Here is a 17,901-nt window from a genome sequence, read left to right as displayed (position 1 = left end):
TCCGGGAGGGAGTCCATGGCGACGATCATCATCAAGAAGGTCAAGAAGGCCGCCCACGCCCACCACGGCGGGGCCTGGAAGATCGCCTACGCGGACTTCGTGACCGCCATGATGGCGTTCTTCCTGCTGATGTGGCTGATCAGCATGACGACGCAGGAGCAGAAGATCGGCCTGGCGGAGTACTTCTCGCCGGCGGCTCTGAGCCCTGCGACCAGCGGCGCCGGCGGAATCCTGTACGGGACCGCCCTCGACACGTCCGGCAACAAGCCGTCCACGCCCCGCGACGCGGAGCGGGGCTCCGCCGAGCGGGAGGAGATCACGCGCCCGACCAGCCCGGGGCGCGTCAGCGACGTCGATGCCAGCCGCCCGGTCGCCAACGTGGAGGCCAATTTCAGCGCCATAGCCAGCCTCCGGCAGGCGCTCCAGACGATGCCCGACATCGCCGAACTGTCGAAGAACATCGTGATCGAGCAGACCAAGGAGGGCGTGAACGTCTCCCTCGTGGACCAGGACGGCCGCTCCATGTTCCGCGAGGGGTCCGTCGAGCCCTACGACCGCACCCGTCGCGTGCTGGAGGCCCTCGCGCCCGCCATCCGGCGGCTGCCCAACCGCCTGTCGATCACCGGCTACACGGCCGTCGCGCGCCCGGGCTCGACGCGGGCCGGCGAGCCCTGGAACCTCTCCGCCGGGCGTGCCCTCGCCGTGCGCGAGGTCCTGTCGGGTGCCGGGGTTCCCAACGACAACTTCTCCTCCGTGTCGGGACGCGGCGACACGGAGCCGGTTTTCCCGGACAATCCCTATCTCGCGCCGAACCGGCGGGTGACGATCACGCTGCTCAACGCGAGCCCGCCGGTGCCCCCGAACCTTCTCCGCTGACGCCGGAGCGGCGCGCCGCGTGGGACCGCGACGCGGCGCGCCGTCGATGCCGCCTCACGTCACCGCGGCGCGTCACGCGCTCCGCGCGGGACCGCGCGCCGCCGCGTCGCTTCCGGCGCGCGGTGTCGAGGCGGCGCGGGTGGCCCGCGACCGGGCCGAGCGCCCGCGCCGCGCCGAGGCGGTAGGCTGACGGCGCGGCGGCGCGCGCGTCGCCCGCGAGCGGCACCGCGATCCCTGAGCTCGCCGCGCTCGGAGCCTCCGGGTTCGAGGCCGCACCGGCGCGATCCGGGTCAGCCCCGGGCATCCTCTCGGCCGGGACGCCGGAAATCGATGTCGCGGTCGGGCCGCGCGCCTCGCGCTCCACGGGGCGCGACAGCGTCCGACGATTCACCGCCGGGACCTGCGCGCAACCCGCCTCCCCCGCCCTGACTCCCGGAAGCGGACCGGCTGCAGGCCGCCCGGAGCAGCCGGTCGAGCGCGGCCGACGGGCGGGCGTGGACGACCGGCGGCTCGCTGGCCCGCCGCGTGTCGCGCGGCGTGCACCTCTCGAACGTCGTGTTCCTGCCTCGCCCGCTCCGGCGCCGCGATGCGCGCGTCCGTCGCCGCCTTCGACTGGCCTGACCGCTCGCGGTCCGGCCCGCCGATCGGCGCCCGCGGGCCGTGCGACGGCGGCACGAGACCGTCCGCGACGAGGTCGATCGTCCCGGCCGACCGCTCCGCCGGGAGCGCGATGAAGCATATCTCGCATGTGTGGCCGGAATGGAATTATTCCAATGTTCGGCAGATGATCGGCGGGCGCGGCGCTGAAGGACAGTCGATTCGATCCGCGAGCTTCGCGGTATGATTTTATTTACAATCGGGAATATTTGAGATGACGATCGGTAGAAAGATATTTTGTCTTATCAGTTGCATCCTACTTGCATTCATATCGATCGTGGGCGTCCAGGTCTCGTCCGTCGGCGCGGTGATGATGGAGGGGCGCAAGGCCGCCATCCGCGCCCAGGTCGAGTCGGCGCACGGCATCGTGGCGGCGTTCGCCCGGCAGGCGGAGGCCGGCGCCGTCTCGGCCGACGAGGCGCGGCGGCGCGCGGCGGAGGCGCTGCGGGCCATGCGCTACAACGGCGGCGACTACGTCTTCGTCTACAGCTCGGAGCCGGGCAACATCGGCCGCAACGTCGTGCATCCCGATCCCAAGATCGAGGGCACGCGGTCCCGCGACGACGCGGCGATGAAGAAGACCTTCGTCTGGACGATGATCCAGCACGCCCGGGAGGGCGGCGGCTTCACCGAGTACCGCTGGGCCCGCCTCGGCGAGACCGAGCCCGCCCCGAAGGTCGCCTACTCGCTCGCCTACGAGCCCTGGCAATGGGTCATCAATTCGGCCCTGTACGTGGACGACATCCACGCCCTGGACCGGGCGCGGATGGTCACCACCCTGCTCTGGCTGATGTACCGACCCTCAAGTTCACCCGCAAAAGACCGGTAGTCTGTCCGCAGAATGACCCATAGTAGGCCCGCAACGTCCAACGGGTTGCCGTCATCGGCTTAGGCCAGCGGAACAACGCCAGCATGACGGGCTCCCGGACCGGCGGTTGCTCGAGGCGAGCAAAGGCCCCCCTCCCCGCTCTGTGAGGTGGGGCGGCGGTCGGGCCTATCAGCCGCTTGGCCGGGAGCCCCAGCACGACGCCACGTCGCGCGGTCTACGAAATGGGTCGTCTTTTCAGCGGTTTTAGCGATAAGGGACAAAATATTTACCGCGCACCGCGCTGCTGGTCGATGCATTGAAACGTTTATGGGTGAGGGCCTGGCTGGTGCTCAAGCGCCCAGCATCACTGAGAGACGCTGTGTTGCCCCCGGACGCGGCCTGACAACGCGCATGCGTGGTTGGTTTGGTCTCTGCCTTCCCCGAGAGGACGGTAACGCATTTAGATGCGAAGCTTAAACTATACGCGGCGATCGCCACGGCTCCGCCGCATCATACCACTGCGAGAGGACGCCGATTAAGCAGCCTGAAACCCCCGTCGACGCGATAATGGTTGCGTGATGGGAGGATATTTCGATGGGTCAAGCCAAGCAAAAACGCCGGGCGCTTGAGGCTGAAGGTTTTACGGTTCGGCCTGCAAAAATTTGCGAGTATGAACTTTGCTCTCCTGGACCACTTGGTGAACAAACGAAAGAATGGATCTGCGCCGCTCTGCCAGAGGAGAGTGATCTCGACATTGCTAGGAGAGCTCTGGGCGCACCGATCACGCGGTTTACAAGTACGTGGGACGGCGCGCGCGTTGATGTCTATATGATCGAGGACTGGAACAGAATTTCTCCGGACGAGCGAATCGTCAACGCTGATGCAACCTTGGCATGGCAGGCAGCCTTGGCCAAACGTGGCGTTTCTCGAGCGCGCGTATTGCAGGAGTCCCCGATGATCGGGCCTAATGTGGCCCGCTATACGGAAGATTGTACGCTCGTTCAGGTTCGTCATGCCCGAGCCGTAGAGCTCGAAGGGTCTTGGAAAGCACGCGACGAAGCGACAGATACCTTCACTCGTGTGACAAAAGCGGACACGGTAGAGTTCTATCTGAAAGACGAAGACGATATAACGCTGCTCAGAGAACTTTATGATGGGTTGCGAGATTTGAACGAAGCCGCTTGAGAGAATAGCCGTGGCCCGCGATGCGAGTTTCGCATCTGTTAAAAGCAATTGAGCGCGTGATCTATGTTTCGCAGGACCAGCAGTAGGGCGAACTTCCGACGCTCCGGCTGTGGAACTTGCGGGACGAGAGCATGCGCAAGTCGCAATGCGATTCGATTGTCCGTCGTCAGATGATTTGAGACGACTTGAGGCGCTCAGGAACGGAGGCTCTGGTCCCTCTGGGTTGAGAGGTTAGGCAGCCTGCGCATGGTAGCGCAAGCGGCGATCGATGAGGGTCTGGCGCTTGATTCGCGCCCGCTCCTGCAGGATGGCCTCGCCGCGGCCGAAGTAGACGTCGGCGGGAGTGAGGTTGCCCAGGCTCTCGTGAGCCCGGAGATGGTTGTAATGCTCGACGAAGGCGGCAACCCGCGCCTCCAGTTCGCCGGGCAGGTAGGCGTGTTCGAGCAGGATGCGGTTTTTGAGCGTCTGGTGCCAGCGCTCGATCTTGCCCTGCGTTTGAGGATGGCGGGGTGCGCCGCGGATATGGGTCATGCCACGGCTGCCGAGCCAGTCGGCCAGATCACCCGCGACGTAGCTCGGCCCGTTGTCGGAGAGCAGCCGCGGCCGATGCGCCACCTGCACATGATCGAGCCCGGCCGCCGCCAGCGCGAGGTCGAGCGTGGCGGTGACGTCGCCGACCTGCATCGTCGCGCACAGCTTCCACGCCACGATGTAGCGCGAGAAGTCATCAAGCACCGTCGACAGGTAGTACCAGCCCCAGCCAACCACCTTCAGGTAGGTGAAGTCCGTCTGCCAAAGCTGGTTTGGCGCGGTGGTCTTGTCGCGGAACTCGTTGGCGGCTTTGATCACGATGTAGGCCGAGCTGGTGATCAGGTCCTGAGCTTTGAGCAGACGGTAGACGGTCGCCTCGGAGACGAAGTAGCGCCGCTCGTCGGTGAAGCGCACCGCCAGCTCGCGCGGGCTAAGTTCCGGCTCCTCCAGCGCGAGAGCGACGATCTGATCGCGAACCTCGGCGGGCAACCGGTTCCAGACCCGGCTGGGTCGGGACGGGCGATCCGCCAATGCCTCGAGGCCGCCACGCTGGAAAGCGTCGTACCACCGGTAGAACGTCGCCCGGGTGACGCCGAGCTTGTCCAGGGTGGCGCGCACCGGCAGATGGGATTGCTCGACCAGCCGGATGATCTCCAGCTTCTCAGAGGCCGGGTACCTCATGCCTCGTCGCCCCCAGCCCCGGTCATACTTTTTTCAACAGGCGGTTTTCCAGGACGAGATCGGCCACGACCTCCTTCAGCGCACCCGCCTCGCGACGCAGGTCCTGGACCTCGTCGGCGGTCGCGGCACGGGCCGTGTCGCCGGCCAGTCGCTTCTTGCCGGCTTCCAGGAACTCCTTCGACCAGCCGTAGTACATCGAGCTGGCGATGCCCTCGCGCCGACACAGCTCGGCGATGCTGTCCTCGCCGCGCAGGCCATCCAGCACGATGCGGATCTTCTCCTCGGCCGAGAACTGCCGGCGCGTGGCGCGGCGGATGTCCTTGATCACGGCTTCTGCCGGCTTCCGCGCCGGCCCGGACGTCTGTTTCATCTTCGCTCCTGGGGGCTACGATGAACCAGCCATCCTCCGTTCGTGAAGACCCTCGATCTGTCTCAGGAGTGCTGACGGCGGACAATCCAGGGCTACCTAGTCGGGCGGCCGCAGCGATTGGTTGAGAGAACGGTACCAATGGCCTTGTCGGCATAGATTCGCGACTGGACGTCATGACCGTCTGGTTTCGGGTCTCACTGACGACCATCTGGATGGCTGCGTTGGGTCGAAAGCCGAACGGCGGCTAAGGGTGGGTTCCTGCCGGTCTGCTTCTGGACAGGGGATGCATCAAGCGACATAGCCGTGGGGATCACTAACGACCCCGAGCAGCCGTCGCGGTTGATGATCTGTGCATGACCGCGGTCACGAGGCGCGGGCCGTCACGATCCAAACTGACGCTGTAAGGCTGACCTGCGCGGGGTCGCCGAGCTTCGCCAATGCCGCCCGCAAGCGCGGTTCTACCTCCGCTCGCCGGGCGGGGTGCTCGCGCACGATCTTCCCAAGCAAGCCGACCTTGAGCAGCACCTCGGTCATCGCGTCGAGATCGCCGCTCGACACCCTGGCGTTGTGCGCGCGAACCCCAATCCCCTCGAAACCTGCTCGCCCCAGGACTTCGTCGATGACGCGCGGATCGGCGAAGCTGAAGGGAGCATCATCGCCGACGCCCGAGATGCCAGCGGCGGTGAGTGGCAGGTGATCCAGTTCGTTCTCGGCCAACGCCCGCCAGCAGACGAAGGCGAGCCTCCCACTTGGACGGAGCATCCTGCGGAAGTTGGTGAAGGCCGCGACGGGATCGGCAAAGCCCATGACACCGAAGCGCAAGTAGATCGCGTCCACGCTCTCTGACGGTAGGTCGATCGTCTGGGCGTCGGCCTCGATCACGCTGACGTTCAGAAGAGCGCGCATACGTTGGGCGGCGACGGTCAGGAGTGGTTCCGCCACGTCGATGCCGATGATCCGACCGCTCGCTCCCACGATCTCGGCAAGTTGGCCAAGGGTCTGGCCAGCCCCACAGCCTACGTCGAGCACTGTGGCCCCTGGCGAGAGTGCAAGAGCCGCCATGGCCTCCAACCCCAGCGGCGAAAGCTGTCTGTCGATGAGGGGATAGGCTTCGACCCACGCCTGCGCATGCAACGAGCGGGACCGCGGACCGGCAAGCGTGCAGGGATTGAGCGTGAAGCTTAGCGTAGCAGGAAGCAAGCGGAACGTCTGCAAACCACCCCGAGCCTATGTTTCCTGAAGGCCAACGAATGTCTCCTTTCGGGTAAGGCCGGACAGCCGTCTGCATAATTGGCATGGGTTGGGAGCGGCAGGACCGCGACGGGGGGCCGCCTGTCCGGCTTCGGGCAATAACCCAATGGAACCGGACGTCGCTGCCCCCAGCAGCTCGCGACCCGACCACTCCAGCCACGCTCCGCTTGACAGAGACCCCTACCGACGCTTTTCTGGCTGCGGTCAGTGCAGCCTGCCGCTCGCGCCGCAAGGTCTGGTGAATGCACTCATGCGCTCGAACAGGTCTGACCTTCTGGGCGGTCCCGTCGGCAATGCGAGCCCCGATATCCGCGATCGCCCGGTTCAAGGATCGGACGCATGCATACCCCCCGTGACCCGAAGGCGATGGCGAAGAACCTCCGCCAGGCGCTTGCCGAACGGCGTATCGAGATAACCCACAGCGACAGCTTGGAATGCGTGGCTCGCCAGTTCGGTTGGCGTGACTGGAACACGCTCGCGGCCCAGCTCGACCGACCAACCCTACGGATACCGGTGGGGTGGAACATCAGCGGCTCGCGCAGCGACGACTATGAGATGGGGTTCGATCCCAAGGAGAGCTGCGCGCTCATCCGTTACAGAGCCGATTATGCGGAGCCGATACCGGGCAATCGTGGATCCGGCTTCGGAACGCTGATGCAGCATTTCCGGGCAGGTGCCTGCCTCGGTAAACGCCTTCGACTCCAGGCCGAACTCAAAGCTGATGCGGTGACGGGTGCGGCCACGATCTGGCTTCGCGTCGACGGCGACAAAGCCCGCGCTATCGCCTTCGACAACATGGAAGGACGCGCAAGCGAAGGGCCGCTCACCGGCACCGTCGATTGGCAGGATCGGTCCATCGTTCTCGATGTCCCATCCGACGCTCGGTCGATCCACTTCGGGTTTTATCTTCGAGGAGGCGGAAGCGTATGGGCGCGGCGGTTTCGCTTCGCGGAAGTGGATGCATCCGTGGACGTGACCGATGATCTCACGCCACGAAGGGTCGCCCCGATGAACCTTGATTTCGCAGCCGTGGCGTAGAACTCGCATCGTCGGCTTGGCGGTTGCCGCGCCAAGCCGATCCGGCTATGCTGATGACCTGTCTCGGAAAGCGCTCATGACAACCAGGACGACTGGCATGGGTGGCTTCCTACCCGTCGGCGTCCGGGCGGCCATGCATAGAAACAGACGTAGACTCTGCGACTTCCTCGGACCCGGAGCAGAGATAGGCGATGTCGTCTGACCGAGTCGTGCATGGTATGCCGAATAGATGCGCGACATCCACCTCCCTGCCCTCTCCGAGAGCTACGGGCGCTTGTTCGCTGGTTGCGAATTGGTGGTCCCCGGCGTCAACCGAACCTACCGACTGACTGACGGCACTGACACCAGCTACCTGCGCCTCTACCGCCTCATCGGCCGATCCGCGGCCGAGATCGCGTTCGAGATGCGCCTCCTGCGCGACGTCCGGCCGACGCCGGGCATCGACGTGGCGCGACCGTTACGCACCGTCGACGGAGCGGATTGTGCGTGGATCACGTTCGAGGGTGTGGAGCGCGCCGCCGGTCTGTTTCAGGGCCTCGATGGTCGGCCGATCGCCGACAACCCGGAAGAGGTGACGCTGTTCGGCTCGGGTTTGGCAAAACTGCATCGGGCTCTGGCCGCGATTGAGGTCGGCAGTACGCGCCCGCTCGATCCTGCGTCGCTGTGCGCGCAATGCGTTACCTCGCTGGCACGGATATCCGAGAGTAGGGATGCTTTGCACGCGGTTGATCGATTCCGGGCAGAGATGGTCGGCGATCCTGCGACACACGATCTGCCGTCGGGAAACTGTCACGGGGACGCCCGGCTGGCCAACGCCGTCATCCGGGATGGCACGGTCGGCTTTTTCGATTTCGATGATTGTAGCTACGGCCCCTATTTAATTGATATTGGGACTGCAGCTTGGCATTTCGTCCGCGGCAACCCGGGAAAAACATCGGCGCTCGTCGCCGCACTGTTGGCAGGCTACGAACACATACGCCCCTTGTCCGGGAAGGAGCGACAAGCCTTGCCGCACTTCGTCAAACTGGCTGAGGTTCGCGCGCTGCTGTTCTTGGCCGAATTCTGCGTCCTCGCGGACGATCTCTGGCTGCGGGTCCTCGACCAAGCGACGAACTTGCTACATCGCGAGTTGGCGTTCTGACGCTGCGCTGCCCGCGCGATCATTTGCATTGCACTCCGATTTGAAGCTGGCGGATTGCCGACGAACGGCCGCTTTCAGGGAGTGCCAGAGACGGCCTGAGTAGATGAGTTGGGTTGATAGCTGAAGAGCCGCTGAAGGTGACCTTGCGACGGTGGCTTTTTAGCGGCAAGAGCATCGAAGCGGACCCCAACGTCCGGCCCAATTTCGATCCTAAGCTATCTCTGGCGATCCTGCGTCTCTTTGGACATTGGAACGTGAGATTGGCTTTATATGGTTCAGGAGCGTGTACCCGAGATTTGAGCCTCGCACGGCCAGCAGGATCGAGCACGTGGCGACGAAGAAGCCCGCCAGCACATCTGCGACGTAGTGGCCACCACATCCCACGGTGGCAATCGAGACCGTACTGTTCAACGCCACGGCGGGACATCGCGCCGGCCGCCAAGCCCAGAATGCCCAAGTTGCCAAAACCGCCGACGCAGCGTGGAAGCTTGGGAATGAGACGATGCCCAACTTCGGTACACCAATAAGATCGCGCAGTGCTCCTGATCTGAGAGCGTCGTAAGTCGCGATATCTGTTGCAGCAAACGGCCAACCGGGCAAATTCCGCAGCGACGGGTCGAGGATAGAGATGATGCCGCGGGTCGGCAATAGAATGCTGAGCGCCGAGGTGAGAATAATTGCTATGGCAAAGGCGCACAAATAGCGGTCGAGATGCCTGATGCGCCCCGTCATCAGACACAGGATAATGATCAGGGCCGTCTGGGGTATCATAGTATTATAGACAATACCGAGCCCCCACGCGACATCTGGCTGCCCGTTGAGCCATCCCATCCATGTGACGTGATCGAAGCCAATAGATAGATCAAAGGCATGGACGACGTCATCTATCAGTGGCAACCCGAACGCTTGCGCCTGCCAGGGAAGGATCAACGTGAAGTCGAGGACCACAACGACGACTGCAAAGACATCGAACGGGATAGTCAGCCATGGTCTCGCCCGGAGGGCAGGCGAAAACCGTAGTGCGATGCAGAGCACGATTAGAATTAAAACGGATCCTGGATCTGTGGCCTGCGTTTTAAATTTGAAGTGCAGGGACATGCCTTCGACTAGACAAGCTCCAGCAAAGCATAGGGCTGCGGTAAAAGGAGACAGTGAAACAACGCGCATTACTTTCGTCTTTGCTGCTTCGACGCTCGCCATGCCGGAAAGCCTCCGTGCACGGCATGAAGCCCGATGCGAGTTAAGATCGCTTTAGGCGACCGCCGGCAGGTCGCTGCGCTGAAGTTGGCCAAGCGGATCACCTGTGCGAACCTGCCCAGGGTACATCAGACCCACACTTGCATCCCGAGCCGATGACGCACAACAACCTACTAACGCTCGGTTTTAGGAAATCCTGATACGCTTCAGGCCGCCCAGGATGGATCGATGGCAAAAGAGCGCTGAGGGTGGTTTCGCTACGATCCGCTTTGGGGATGCAAACTGGTTAAAGCGGACACGGTGAACCAGTCTAATCCTTGCAGTCCGCCGTCAATGGAAATGGCCAAGGCCTGAGCCATCTTGGAGGACATGATGAGTGGCCTCGCTGCCAATCTCGTGCGCGCGTTTCCACCCGTCGCTCACATCCACTTGGGGGATTGATGGAAGCGGGGGGAGAGCGCGTCGCTTGGTCCATCGAGAGAAAAGCCGACTGAGCGGCTCTCACCCTACCATCACGTCACGCGTGTCATCCCATCGGGGATGCCTGGGCGAAACTGCACGTTGATCCGGGTACCGGAGCGGTGCCGGATCTCACAGCCGAACCGCCGCCCGTCGGCATCCACGGTCAGATCGAATCGATCCGGAACCTGAGCGTACATCCGAACGTGGAGCCGTGCGCCGCCATCCGAGAGGTCGCGGATCGAGCAAGCGATCGGGCCGCGGCCAGGCACTTGGATGCTGGCCGGCATGAGAACGCGGGTTCGGCGCTCGTTGCGCCGCTCCTCCATGCCGACGGTCCAGTTGTCCAGGCTTGTGCTGATGCTCAATACACCGCGGGCCGCCTGGCGCATGCTCGTTAGGATTTCCCCCGACGCACGCGCCTGCTCGTCCATCGAGCCACTGACGCCATCAACGTGGGCGCTAATCGTATCAATCGCCGCGGTGATGGTCGTCAGGTTGGCTGCAACCTCGGAGGATACGGCTTGCATGCCGGCAACCTCTCCGCTGATCCGGGCTGTGGCCGCGGCCGCCTGACCGGCTAGCTCCTTAACCTCGGTTGCGACTACCGCGAAGCCCTTGCCGGCCGCGCCGGCCCGTGCCGCCTCAATCGTGGCGTTCAGAGCCAGCAGGTTGATCTGTTGGGCGATGCCCGCGATCACAGCACCGACGCCGTCCATCGCGCTGGCGGCAGCCTGCAGGCGTTCCGTGGCGGCATTGGCTTCGCCCGCACGTCCGTGGATGTCGTCGACGACGGTCTTCGATTGCGCCATGCTGCGCGAGATTTCTCGCGCAGCCGCATTCATGGTCTCGGCCGCATCGGTGACCGCCTGGACGTTGTCGATGGTCTCCTCGGCCGCCGCTATGGCGACCGAGCGGGCTTCCATGTTGGCGGTGACGTCGTTGGCGTACTTGACGATCTTGGTCAGTCGACCATTCGCGTCGAAGATCGGGTTGTAACTCGCCTGGATCCAGATCTTTCCACCGCCCTTGCCGAAGCGCTGGAACATGCCGGTGGCGAACTCACCGTCTCGCAGCCTGTCCCAGAAGGCCGCATAGTCCGACGTCTGCGCGTAGCCGGGCTCGACGAACATGGCGTGGTGCTGTCCGCGGATCTCCTCGATTTTATAGCCGACTGCCCTGAGGAAGTTCTCGTTGGCATCGAGCACCGTTCCGTCAGGGGCGAATTGAATCACCGCTTGTGACCGGTTGACTGCGGCGAGCTGCCCCATCGCGTCGGTGGTCTTCAGCTTCTGCGCCGTGATGTCGGTCGCGAACTTGACCACCTTCAAAGGCTTACCATCTCGATCGCGGATCGGGTTGTAGGTCGCCTGGATCCACACCTCGCGACCGCCCTTGGCGATGCGCCGATACTCGCCAGAGGCGAACTCTCCCCGCGCGAGCCGCGCCCAGAAATCGCGGTAAGCTGCACCTGCTCGTTCGGTGGCCTCGACGAACAGGCCGTGATGGCGTCCCTTCACCTCATCCAAACGGTAGCCGACAGCGTCGAGGAAGTTTTGGTTGGCTGTCAGGATAGTACCATCGAGGGCGAACTCGATCACTGCCTGCGATCGGTGCAGGGCGTCGAGCTGTCCATCATGATCGATATTGCGTAGTACCTGCGCCGTCACGTCTGTAGCAAGCTTGACGACTCGAGTGACACGCCCGACGCGGTCGAGCACGGGATTGTACGTTGCCTGAATCCAGACGGTACGACCGTTCTTTCCGATGCGTTTGAACTCGCGCGTCTGCGCCTCGCCACGACGCAGGGCGGCCCAGAACGTGCGGTATTGCTCGCCATCACGCTCGTCAGCTGGGACGAACAAGGTGTGATGCTGCCCTTTCACCTCTGCGAAGCGGTAGCCCATCAGCTCGAGGAACAGGTCGTTGGCGGCGAGAACCGTCCCGTCAGGGGCGAACTCGATCCGAGCCCTGGACTTGTCGATGGCCGCCATCAAGGCACGTAGGTTGGCGTCGAAGAACGGCACCGCAGACGTCTCCACGTGCCACAACGGCACGGGTGCGATGTATGAGGTCTTTGGTTAAGTGAGCGTCACAACAACGATGAGACGCTTGATCGCACCCATCACAACCTTGCCGCCCTCCATAACAAGCTCTGGTAGCAGGCTATTGCACGTGAGATGGTGAGCTTCATCTTCGGACGGACGCCGCACCGGATGGCAAAAGTGCCGGGCTCCCTGAGGACCAAGATCGCCTGCTTGCTCGCCCACCATGCCGGGCCGAAGTATCTCGACAATCGCTGCATGGTTGCTTTTGGGCAGCGCCAACAGTGGTCCGAGAGGCTGGGTTGGGTCCACACCGGGAGGACCGCTGAGGGTCGGCTTCGGACTGTCCCCTTCCACAAGGACAACTCGCAGAAGCAGACGTTCAAAGCTTGATCGATTTTTGGATGCTGCTTAGCTTCAACACGATACGAATTCGGCTAAACGAGTAGCAGTTTGACCATGGATCAGCGAAGTCGCGAACTCTTCGACCAGGGCCGTCTCAAGTCGGTCCGGCGTCATGCGCCTCAGGATCGCGAGCGCCTCCCCCTGCGTCATGGCCAGGCGATAAGGCCAATGCTCGATCAGAGCAGCATAGATGTCACAGATGGTCAGGAGCCGGACCGGATCGGAGATCGCTGCGCTGCTCAATCCATCCGGATAGCTTGAGCCATCCAGCATCTCGTGATGGTTGCGAGTGACGGCCAGGGTGAGCGCGTCCGTCATCCCTGCGGTCATCAACATGTCATGCCCGAGCGCGGTGTGCGTCCGCATCACCTGCAACTCATCGTCGTCGAGAGTGCCCGGCTTGCGCAGGATGGTCAGCGGGATCTTCGCCTTTCCGACGTCGTGCACCAAAGCCGCGCGGACGAGCGAGGTCCGATCGTCAATCGACAGGCCAAGATGGAGCGCGAAGTGGGCCGCGAGCCCCGCCACCAAAAGGCAGTGCCGGACAGTCATGTCGTCATGTGGCCTGACCGGCTGGTTTTGGACCGAGCTGATTGAGAGGATCAGCCAGGACCGAAGGGGTCGGACATGCGGCGAGGTAGGCTCGACATTCAGCTGGCGCGAAGCGGGTCAGACTGCGCCGTATGGCATCCCAGAGGTCTGGGATGGTTCGCGCCGCCGCACTGCGCAGCAGAGCTTTCAGCTTCGCGAAGGCCAGCTCGATCGGGTTGAAGTCGGGCGAGTAGGCCGGGAGGTAGAGGAGCCGGGCTCCCGCCGCCTCGATCCGCTCGCGGATGCCGCTGACCTTGTGCGCGGGCAGGTTGTCCATGACGACTGTGTCGCCGGGCTGGAGGGTGGGGGCGAGCACGTCGGTCACGTAGGTGCGAATGGCTTGCCCGTTCATCGCCCCATCGAGCAGCCAGGGCGCGATGATGCCGCTGGTGCGCAGGCCCGCCGTGACGGTCGTGGTTTTCCAATGGCCCTGGGGCACGCTCATCCGGCAGCGTTTGCCCCGTGGAGCGCGCCCGTAGCGCCGGGCCATGGCGGTGTTGGCTGCGGTCTCGTCGATGAACACGAGGCGGTCCGGATCGAGGTCGAGTTGGCCCTCGAACCATGCCTCGCGTGCGGCTTTCACGTCCGGCCGGTCCTGCTCGGCCGCATGGCCTGTCGTTTTTTTCGCGAGATGCCGTGGCGCTTGAAGAAGCGCGAGAGGCTGCTCTGAGCCACATAGACGCTCAGCTCAGCCAGAGTCGCACGGATTTCGTGCAGGTAGATGCTGGGTTGCGCCTCGTAGAGGGAGAGGATCAGGTCGGCATGAGCCTCGATCCGGTACGAGCGCTGATCCCCACCCATCGGTTTGGGCGCGACGTGGCCCACCCGGGCGAACTGCCGGCACCATCGACTCGCACTGGCAAGGCTGACCCCAAAACGCTCGGCCGCTTGATGCCGCGACCCCCCGGCCTCGACGGCATGGACTACGCGCTGGCGCAGATCGACGGACAGGGCTGAGGACATCGGCGCTCTCCTTCGCCGACCAACCCCTCTTCACTATGGTCGTTTCAGCCTGCTCGGATGATGCTCTAGCTACAGCAAAAGGCCCACCCGCCGTGCGACCAGCGGACTTTTCGCTGCAGAACATAGATTCAGGCAGCCTCGGTGCCTTTGACGGCGCGCTTCGCCTGCGCACCCGGCTGGCCGAGGCCGATAGACCGCGCCAATGCCGAACGCATCTCAGCATAGCTGGGGGCGACCATGGGATAGTCGGCCGGAAGCCCGAAGCGCTGGCGGTAGCTGTCCGGCGTCAGCCCCTTTGAGGTGAGATGGCGCTTCAGCGTCTTGTACGTCTTCCCGTCGATGAAGCTGACAATGCCTTCCGCGTGAACCGACTTGCGGATCTGCGCGGACGTGACCTTCGTCACCTCAGAAGCGGGATCCGCGGCAGCAGAGGCTCTGCCAGCCCCGAGGTTGGCGATCGTCTCGTGCACCGCCCGGATCATCCCGGGCAGCTCGTTCACTGGCAGGGAATTGTTCGAGATGTATGCTGCAACGATCTCGCCAGTGATCTTGACAGCATCGAACTCTTGGGTGTCATCTTCTAGAATCATATCAGAAATTGCTCAGATTTAGACTAGGGGGGGCGCTGTAGGGCCGGTTAATCTAGATCAGTATTGCGGGGGCGGATCAACCCCAAATAGTTCAATGGCGCAAAGAAAAACCGCTGGCTTGGGGCTAAGCGGTGGCGATTTAGATGCGTAGCGCAATGCGAGAGATACTTATCGCCCTACATCTCCGGCAGGCGATTGACTCCAGGCCGCTCCGGTCAGCGGGGCGACGAGGAGCGGGTCAGCTGCGGGATCGGTGACGTTGGGCCATAGAGGATGTTATCCGGCGGCAACAGGGTGTGTCGCCGGAAGGCCACGATGACGGCCTCCTCCGGAATCCCAGCGACCGATGGGCTGCTTTCGGCCCCATAGCGGCGTCGACTGGCGTCTGCCAATTTTGCCACGCCTAGCTCGTTGTCTGGCCGACGCCGCAGCGCGTAGCGGAGACTCACAAGCTCTCTCGCCGTAACTGTGTTGCGCGACGGACCGCCTCCTTCGTGCGGGCGGTGTCGTAGAGAATTTGGCCCATAGCGCATCCGACCAGGCGTCTGAGCGTTTTTGCGAGCACGTCCACAGGATGTGCTTCTCGAGACCCAGAGTCCGTCCGAGAAGTCAGGCTGAGCGGGCCAGTCGCCTGACGAGGATCATGACGGCTGCTGCGTAGAGGAATGCTCTGGCCGAGGCGATAGTCGCCTCTGGGTCCTTCCAGAGGCGGCGATTGCGGCTGATCCAGGCGAAGAACCGTTCGACCACCCAGCGGCGTGGATGCACGGCAAAGCCGACTTGATGGGGCGGCTTGCGCACGATCTCGACCGTGATGATCGTGGCGGTCGCCGGTCTGTTGCCGGCATAGCCTGCATCGGTGAAGGCTTTGGCGATGAACGGGAAGGTCCGACGCGACAGGCGCAGCACCGGCACGGCTCCGTCGCGGTCCTGTACGTCGGCAGGCTGAGGATCGAGGACGAGCGCGCGCCCGTCCATGTCGACCAGCGCTTGGCGCTTGCGCCCCTTGACCCTCTTGCCGGCATCGTAGCCGCGCGGGCCGCCGCTCTCCGTCGTCTTGATGCTTTGGCTGTCGAGGACCGCGGCAGATGGTGAGGCTTCCCGTCCGACACGCTCGCGATCGGCCATGACCAGGTGGTGGTTGATCCGGCCAAACAGCCCTGTGTCGCGCCAGCGGCTGAAGTAGCCGAACGTGGTCGAGCGCGGCGGTAGATCCTTGGGTATCAACCGCCAGGAGATCCCACCCCTCAGAACGTAGAAGATGGCGTTCAGGACCTCCCGTGTCGTCCAGAGCGGAGGCCGGCCACAGGGCGCTGGCCTCGGCATCAGTGGCTCGATCACCGCCCACTCGGCGTCGGTAAGGTCGGTTTCATAGCGAAGGCCCACGCGGCTATGCTGCCGCCGGGTGGTCGGGGTCCACATGGCGCTTCCAGGTCAGGCTTCAGCACCCTCCTGGAATCATCGCCATCCCGGCCACTCAACCCCGCCTCAGACCCTTACCGGACGGGCTCTCAGATCGGCCACGAATTGCTTGAGCTTGCGGTTCTCGTCCTCGAGCTGCTTCAGCCGCCGCAGCTCGCCTGTGCCCAAGCCGCCGTAGAGCGACCTCCAGCGTGAGACACGTTTGCTCGGAGATGACCATCCGGCCAGCGCCTCCGCGACCGGTGTCCCGGTCTCGGGCTGCTTCAGCGCGAAGGTGATCTGCTCCTCGGTGACATTGCCCTTCTTAACGGACCTGCTCCTCCCATCAGGGTCTTGCACAATTGAAAGTTCGCACTGACGTCGGGCCAAAGCGATGAGGGGACGGCAATCGCAGGGTGCGCCCGCCCGTTCACTGTGTTGTATGTAATCTTGATTTTTGCATACATCGTCTTTATGATGATCCGGCCGCTCTCGCTCGCACAGCACACGCTGTACGCCGATCTCCTCGACCAGGGGGGCGACGACCTGTTCGATCCGGACTTCCCGGAGAACGGCAGCCTCCTCATCAGGGGCAATCGCGCCGGCGCGCCGGCCGACCACGTCTATTACCAAGGCTATCGGCGCGCCGCCGGCGATGCTGGCCGAGGCCAGCGCTTCAGCCGCTACCTCGGGCGCTCCGACGATCCCGAGGTCGCGGCGCGGATCGCCCGGTTCCGGCGGGTCAAGGCGGTTAGGGAGGAACGAACCACCACCGTGCGCGCGCTGATCGGAGCCGGGATGCCGCGGCCCAGCATCATCACCGGGCGGATCATCGAAGCTGTCGCGAGGGCGGGGCTGTTCCGCGACCAAGCTGTCTTGCTCGGCGATATCGCCTTCCAAGCCTACGGAGGCATTCTCGGTGTGCGCTTTGCCAAAGCCCGATGTACGCCAGAGAGCGACCGACCTAATATCACGCTCGCCGTCCGGAATAGTGACAGACTCGGACAATTGATCGATGCCTTGCAGACGATTGATCCGAGCTTCGCTGCAGAGCCGTCGTCAGCGACAACGTATCGCTCTGCAAGCGGTCTAGAAATCACCGCCAGCGCTGACAACGCTTGCGGTACTCCATCCAACCTGGTCAACTTCGTTATGGAGCGCGCCATCGCTGCCCTGGTCCTTCACGGTCCTGGCATTCCCGTGCTGGTGCCCGCGCCTGAGCGATACCTCGCTTACACGCAACTTCGACAGAACGACGGCCCCCCTGCCGGAGAGGCCGAACTGGCTGCCGCATTAAAATACGTGGGACGCGAGCATGCCGTTACGCAAGCCCTCGCGGACGCTGGTGCGATGTTGAGCCGGTTGACCTCACCTTGACGCGCCTGCGGCGTAAGTTATCCTGACGTTACAATCGCGATTCAGGCGGCGATCAGATTATGCTGCGGCGGGGCTGATTCCGGGGTAGCCGGGCAGTTATGCCATGCTCTAGTTGATTGCGGAGAGAACGCGCTTCGGGAGGGAGGTGATCCTCCTTGAGGATGTGCAGCGTACAGACGACGCGCCAAATTTCGCCGTGGGCCGAACCCGATATCACGGAAAGGCAATGCCAAAGCGATAAGATGATCGCGTTACACTGTCGGAACCCACCGAACACCTGATTAATCCGTTGCGGCGGATTTGACTTGCGTGGCGAGACGATTCTCTTTTTTGCG

General features: G+C 63.4%; 14 protein-coding genes and 1 pseudogene. 6 read left to right on the top strand and 9 right to left on the bottom strand.

Annotation, left to right across the window (positions count from 1 at the left end; translation table 11 throughout):
- Positions 1-15: 15 nt before the first annotated feature.
- The 3 genes from BMY19_RS12895 (at position 16) to BMY19_RS30475 (ending at position 3,526) form a co-directional block, all read left to right on the top strand.
- Positions 16-876, top strand: a complete 861-nt coding sequence (locus tag BMY19_RS12895) for a flagellar motor protein MotB (protein WP_056532644.1) — start codon at positions 16-18, stop codon at positions 874-876.
- Between the two features lie 934 nt (positions 877-1,810).
- Positions 1,811-2,362 carry a cache domain-containing protein gene (locus BMY19_RS12890; RefSeq protein WP_244534911.1) on the top strand — a complete coding sequence of 184 codons (552 nt, stop codon included), beginning with the start codon at positions 1,811-1,813 and terminating at the stop codon, positions 2,360-2,362.
- Between the two features lie 573 nt (positions 2,363-2,935).
- A complete protein-coding gene (locus BMY19_RS30475; protein ID WP_139215640.1) occupies positions 2,936-3,526 on the top strand; it encodes a hypothetical protein in 591 nt (196 codons plus the stop codon).
- Positions 3,527-3,757: 231 nt separating this feature from the next.
- Here the strand turns inward: BMY19_RS30475 and BMY19_RS12885 are convergent.
- Both BMY19_RS12885 and BMY19_RS12880 read right to left on the bottom strand, forming a co-directional pair.
- Positions 3,758-5,108 (bottom strand): IS3 family transposase gene (locus BMY19_RS12885; RefSeq protein ID WP_244534910.1). Its coding sequence is split into 2 segments (ribosomal slippage): positions 3,758-4,771 and positions 4,773-5,108, totalling 1,350 coding nucleotides; the frame shifts between segments, so codons are not numbered across the junction.
- A 363-nt stretch (positions 5,109-5,471) separates the two neighbouring features.
- Positions 5,472-6,323 (bottom strand): class I SAM-dependent methyltransferase, encoded by an 852-nt coding sequence (locus BMY19_RS12880; protein WP_244534909.1) that lies wholly within the window; start codon positions 6,321-6,323, stop codon positions 5,472-5,474.
- A 375-nt stretch (positions 6,324-6,698) separates the two neighbouring features.
- Here BMY19_RS12880 and BMY19_RS12875 point away from each other — a divergent pair, with 375 nt between their 5' ends.
- Entirely contained in the window at positions 6,699-7,397 is a 699-nt protein-coding gene (locus tag BMY19_RS12875) for a glyoxalase superfamily protein (RefSeq protein WP_100251965.1), read from the top strand.
- A 229-nt stretch (positions 7,398-7,626) separates the two neighbouring features.
- The gene (locus BMY19_RS12870; protein ID WP_100251964.1) at positions 7,627-8,538 is read left to right on the top strand and encodes a phosphotransferase; all 912 of its coding nucleotides are present in this window, start codon (positions 7,627-7,629) and stop codon (positions 8,536-8,538) included.
- A gap of 210 nt (positions 8,539-8,748) precedes the next feature.
- Here BMY19_RS12870 and BMY19_RS12865 read toward each other — a convergent pair whose 3' ends face one another.
- The 7 genes and pseudogenes from BMY19_RS12865 to BMY19_RS12830 all read right to left on the bottom strand — a co-directional run.
- Entirely contained in the window at positions 8,749-9,738 is a 990-nt protein-coding gene (locus BMY19_RS12865) for a phosphatase PAP2 family protein (RefSeq protein WP_100251963.1), read from the bottom strand.
- Between the two features lie 509 nt (positions 9,739-10,247).
- On the bottom strand, positions 10,248-12,188 hold the full coding sequence (locus BMY19_RS12860; protein WP_100252055.1) for a methyl-accepting chemotaxis protein: 1,941 nt from the start codon (positions 12,186-12,188) through the stop codon (positions 10,248-10,250).
- 468 nt (positions 12,189-12,656) lie between these two features.
- Positions 12,657-13,196, bottom strand: a complete 540-nt coding sequence (locus tag BMY19_RS12850; protein WP_100251961.1) for an HD-GYP domain-containing protein — start codon at positions 13,194-13,196, stop codon at positions 12,657-12,659.
- Positions 13,197-13,200: 4 nt separating this feature from the next.
- Positions 13,201-14,198, bottom strand: a protein-coding gene (locus tag BMY19_RS12845) for an IS630 family transposase (RefSeq protein ID WP_244534907.1) whose coding sequence is annotated in 2 segments (ribosomal slippage) — positions 13,201-13,853 and positions 13,853-14,198 — 999 coding nt in all. Because the reading frame shifts where the segments join, the coding sequence is not laid out codon by codon here.
- 128 nt (positions 14,199-14,326) lie between these two features.
- Positions 14,327-14,788: a Ros/MucR family transcriptional regulator gene (locus tag BMY19_RS12840; RefSeq protein ID WP_100251960.1), complete on the bottom strand. Its 462-nt coding sequence runs from the start codon at positions 14,786-14,788 to the stop codon at positions 14,327-14,329.
- Positions 14,789-15,397: 609 nt separating this feature from the next.
- Positions 15,398-16,210 (bottom strand): IS5 family transposase, encoded by an 813-nt coding sequence (locus tag BMY19_RS12835; RefSeq protein ID WP_100251959.1) that lies wholly within the window; start codon positions 16,208-16,210, stop codon positions 15,398-15,400.
- A gap of 90 nt (positions 16,211-16,300) precedes the next feature.
- Positions 16,301-16,549: pseudogene (locus BMY19_RS12830) on the bottom strand (transposase); the annotation flags it as partial.
- A 90-nt stretch (positions 16,550-16,639) separates the two neighbouring features.
- On the opposite strand from BMY19_RS12830, the gene BMY19_RS12825 reads away from it, so the two are divergent.
- On the top strand, positions 16,640-17,566 hold the full coding sequence (locus BMY19_RS12825; RefSeq protein WP_139215639.1) for a GSU2403 family nucleotidyltransferase fold protein: 927 nt from the start codon (positions 16,640-16,642) through the stop codon (positions 17,564-17,566).
- Positions 17,567-17,901: the final 335 nt, after the last annotated feature.

The organism is Methylobacterium sp. UNC300MFChir4.1, from assembly GCF_900110155.1.
Taxonomy (GTDB): domain Bacteria; phylum Pseudomonadota; class Alphaproteobacteria; order Rhizobiales; family Beijerinckiaceae; genus Methylobacterium.
Note: the sequence above shows the minus strand (reverse complement) of the source record. Positions and strands in the feature narration are given on the sequence as shown.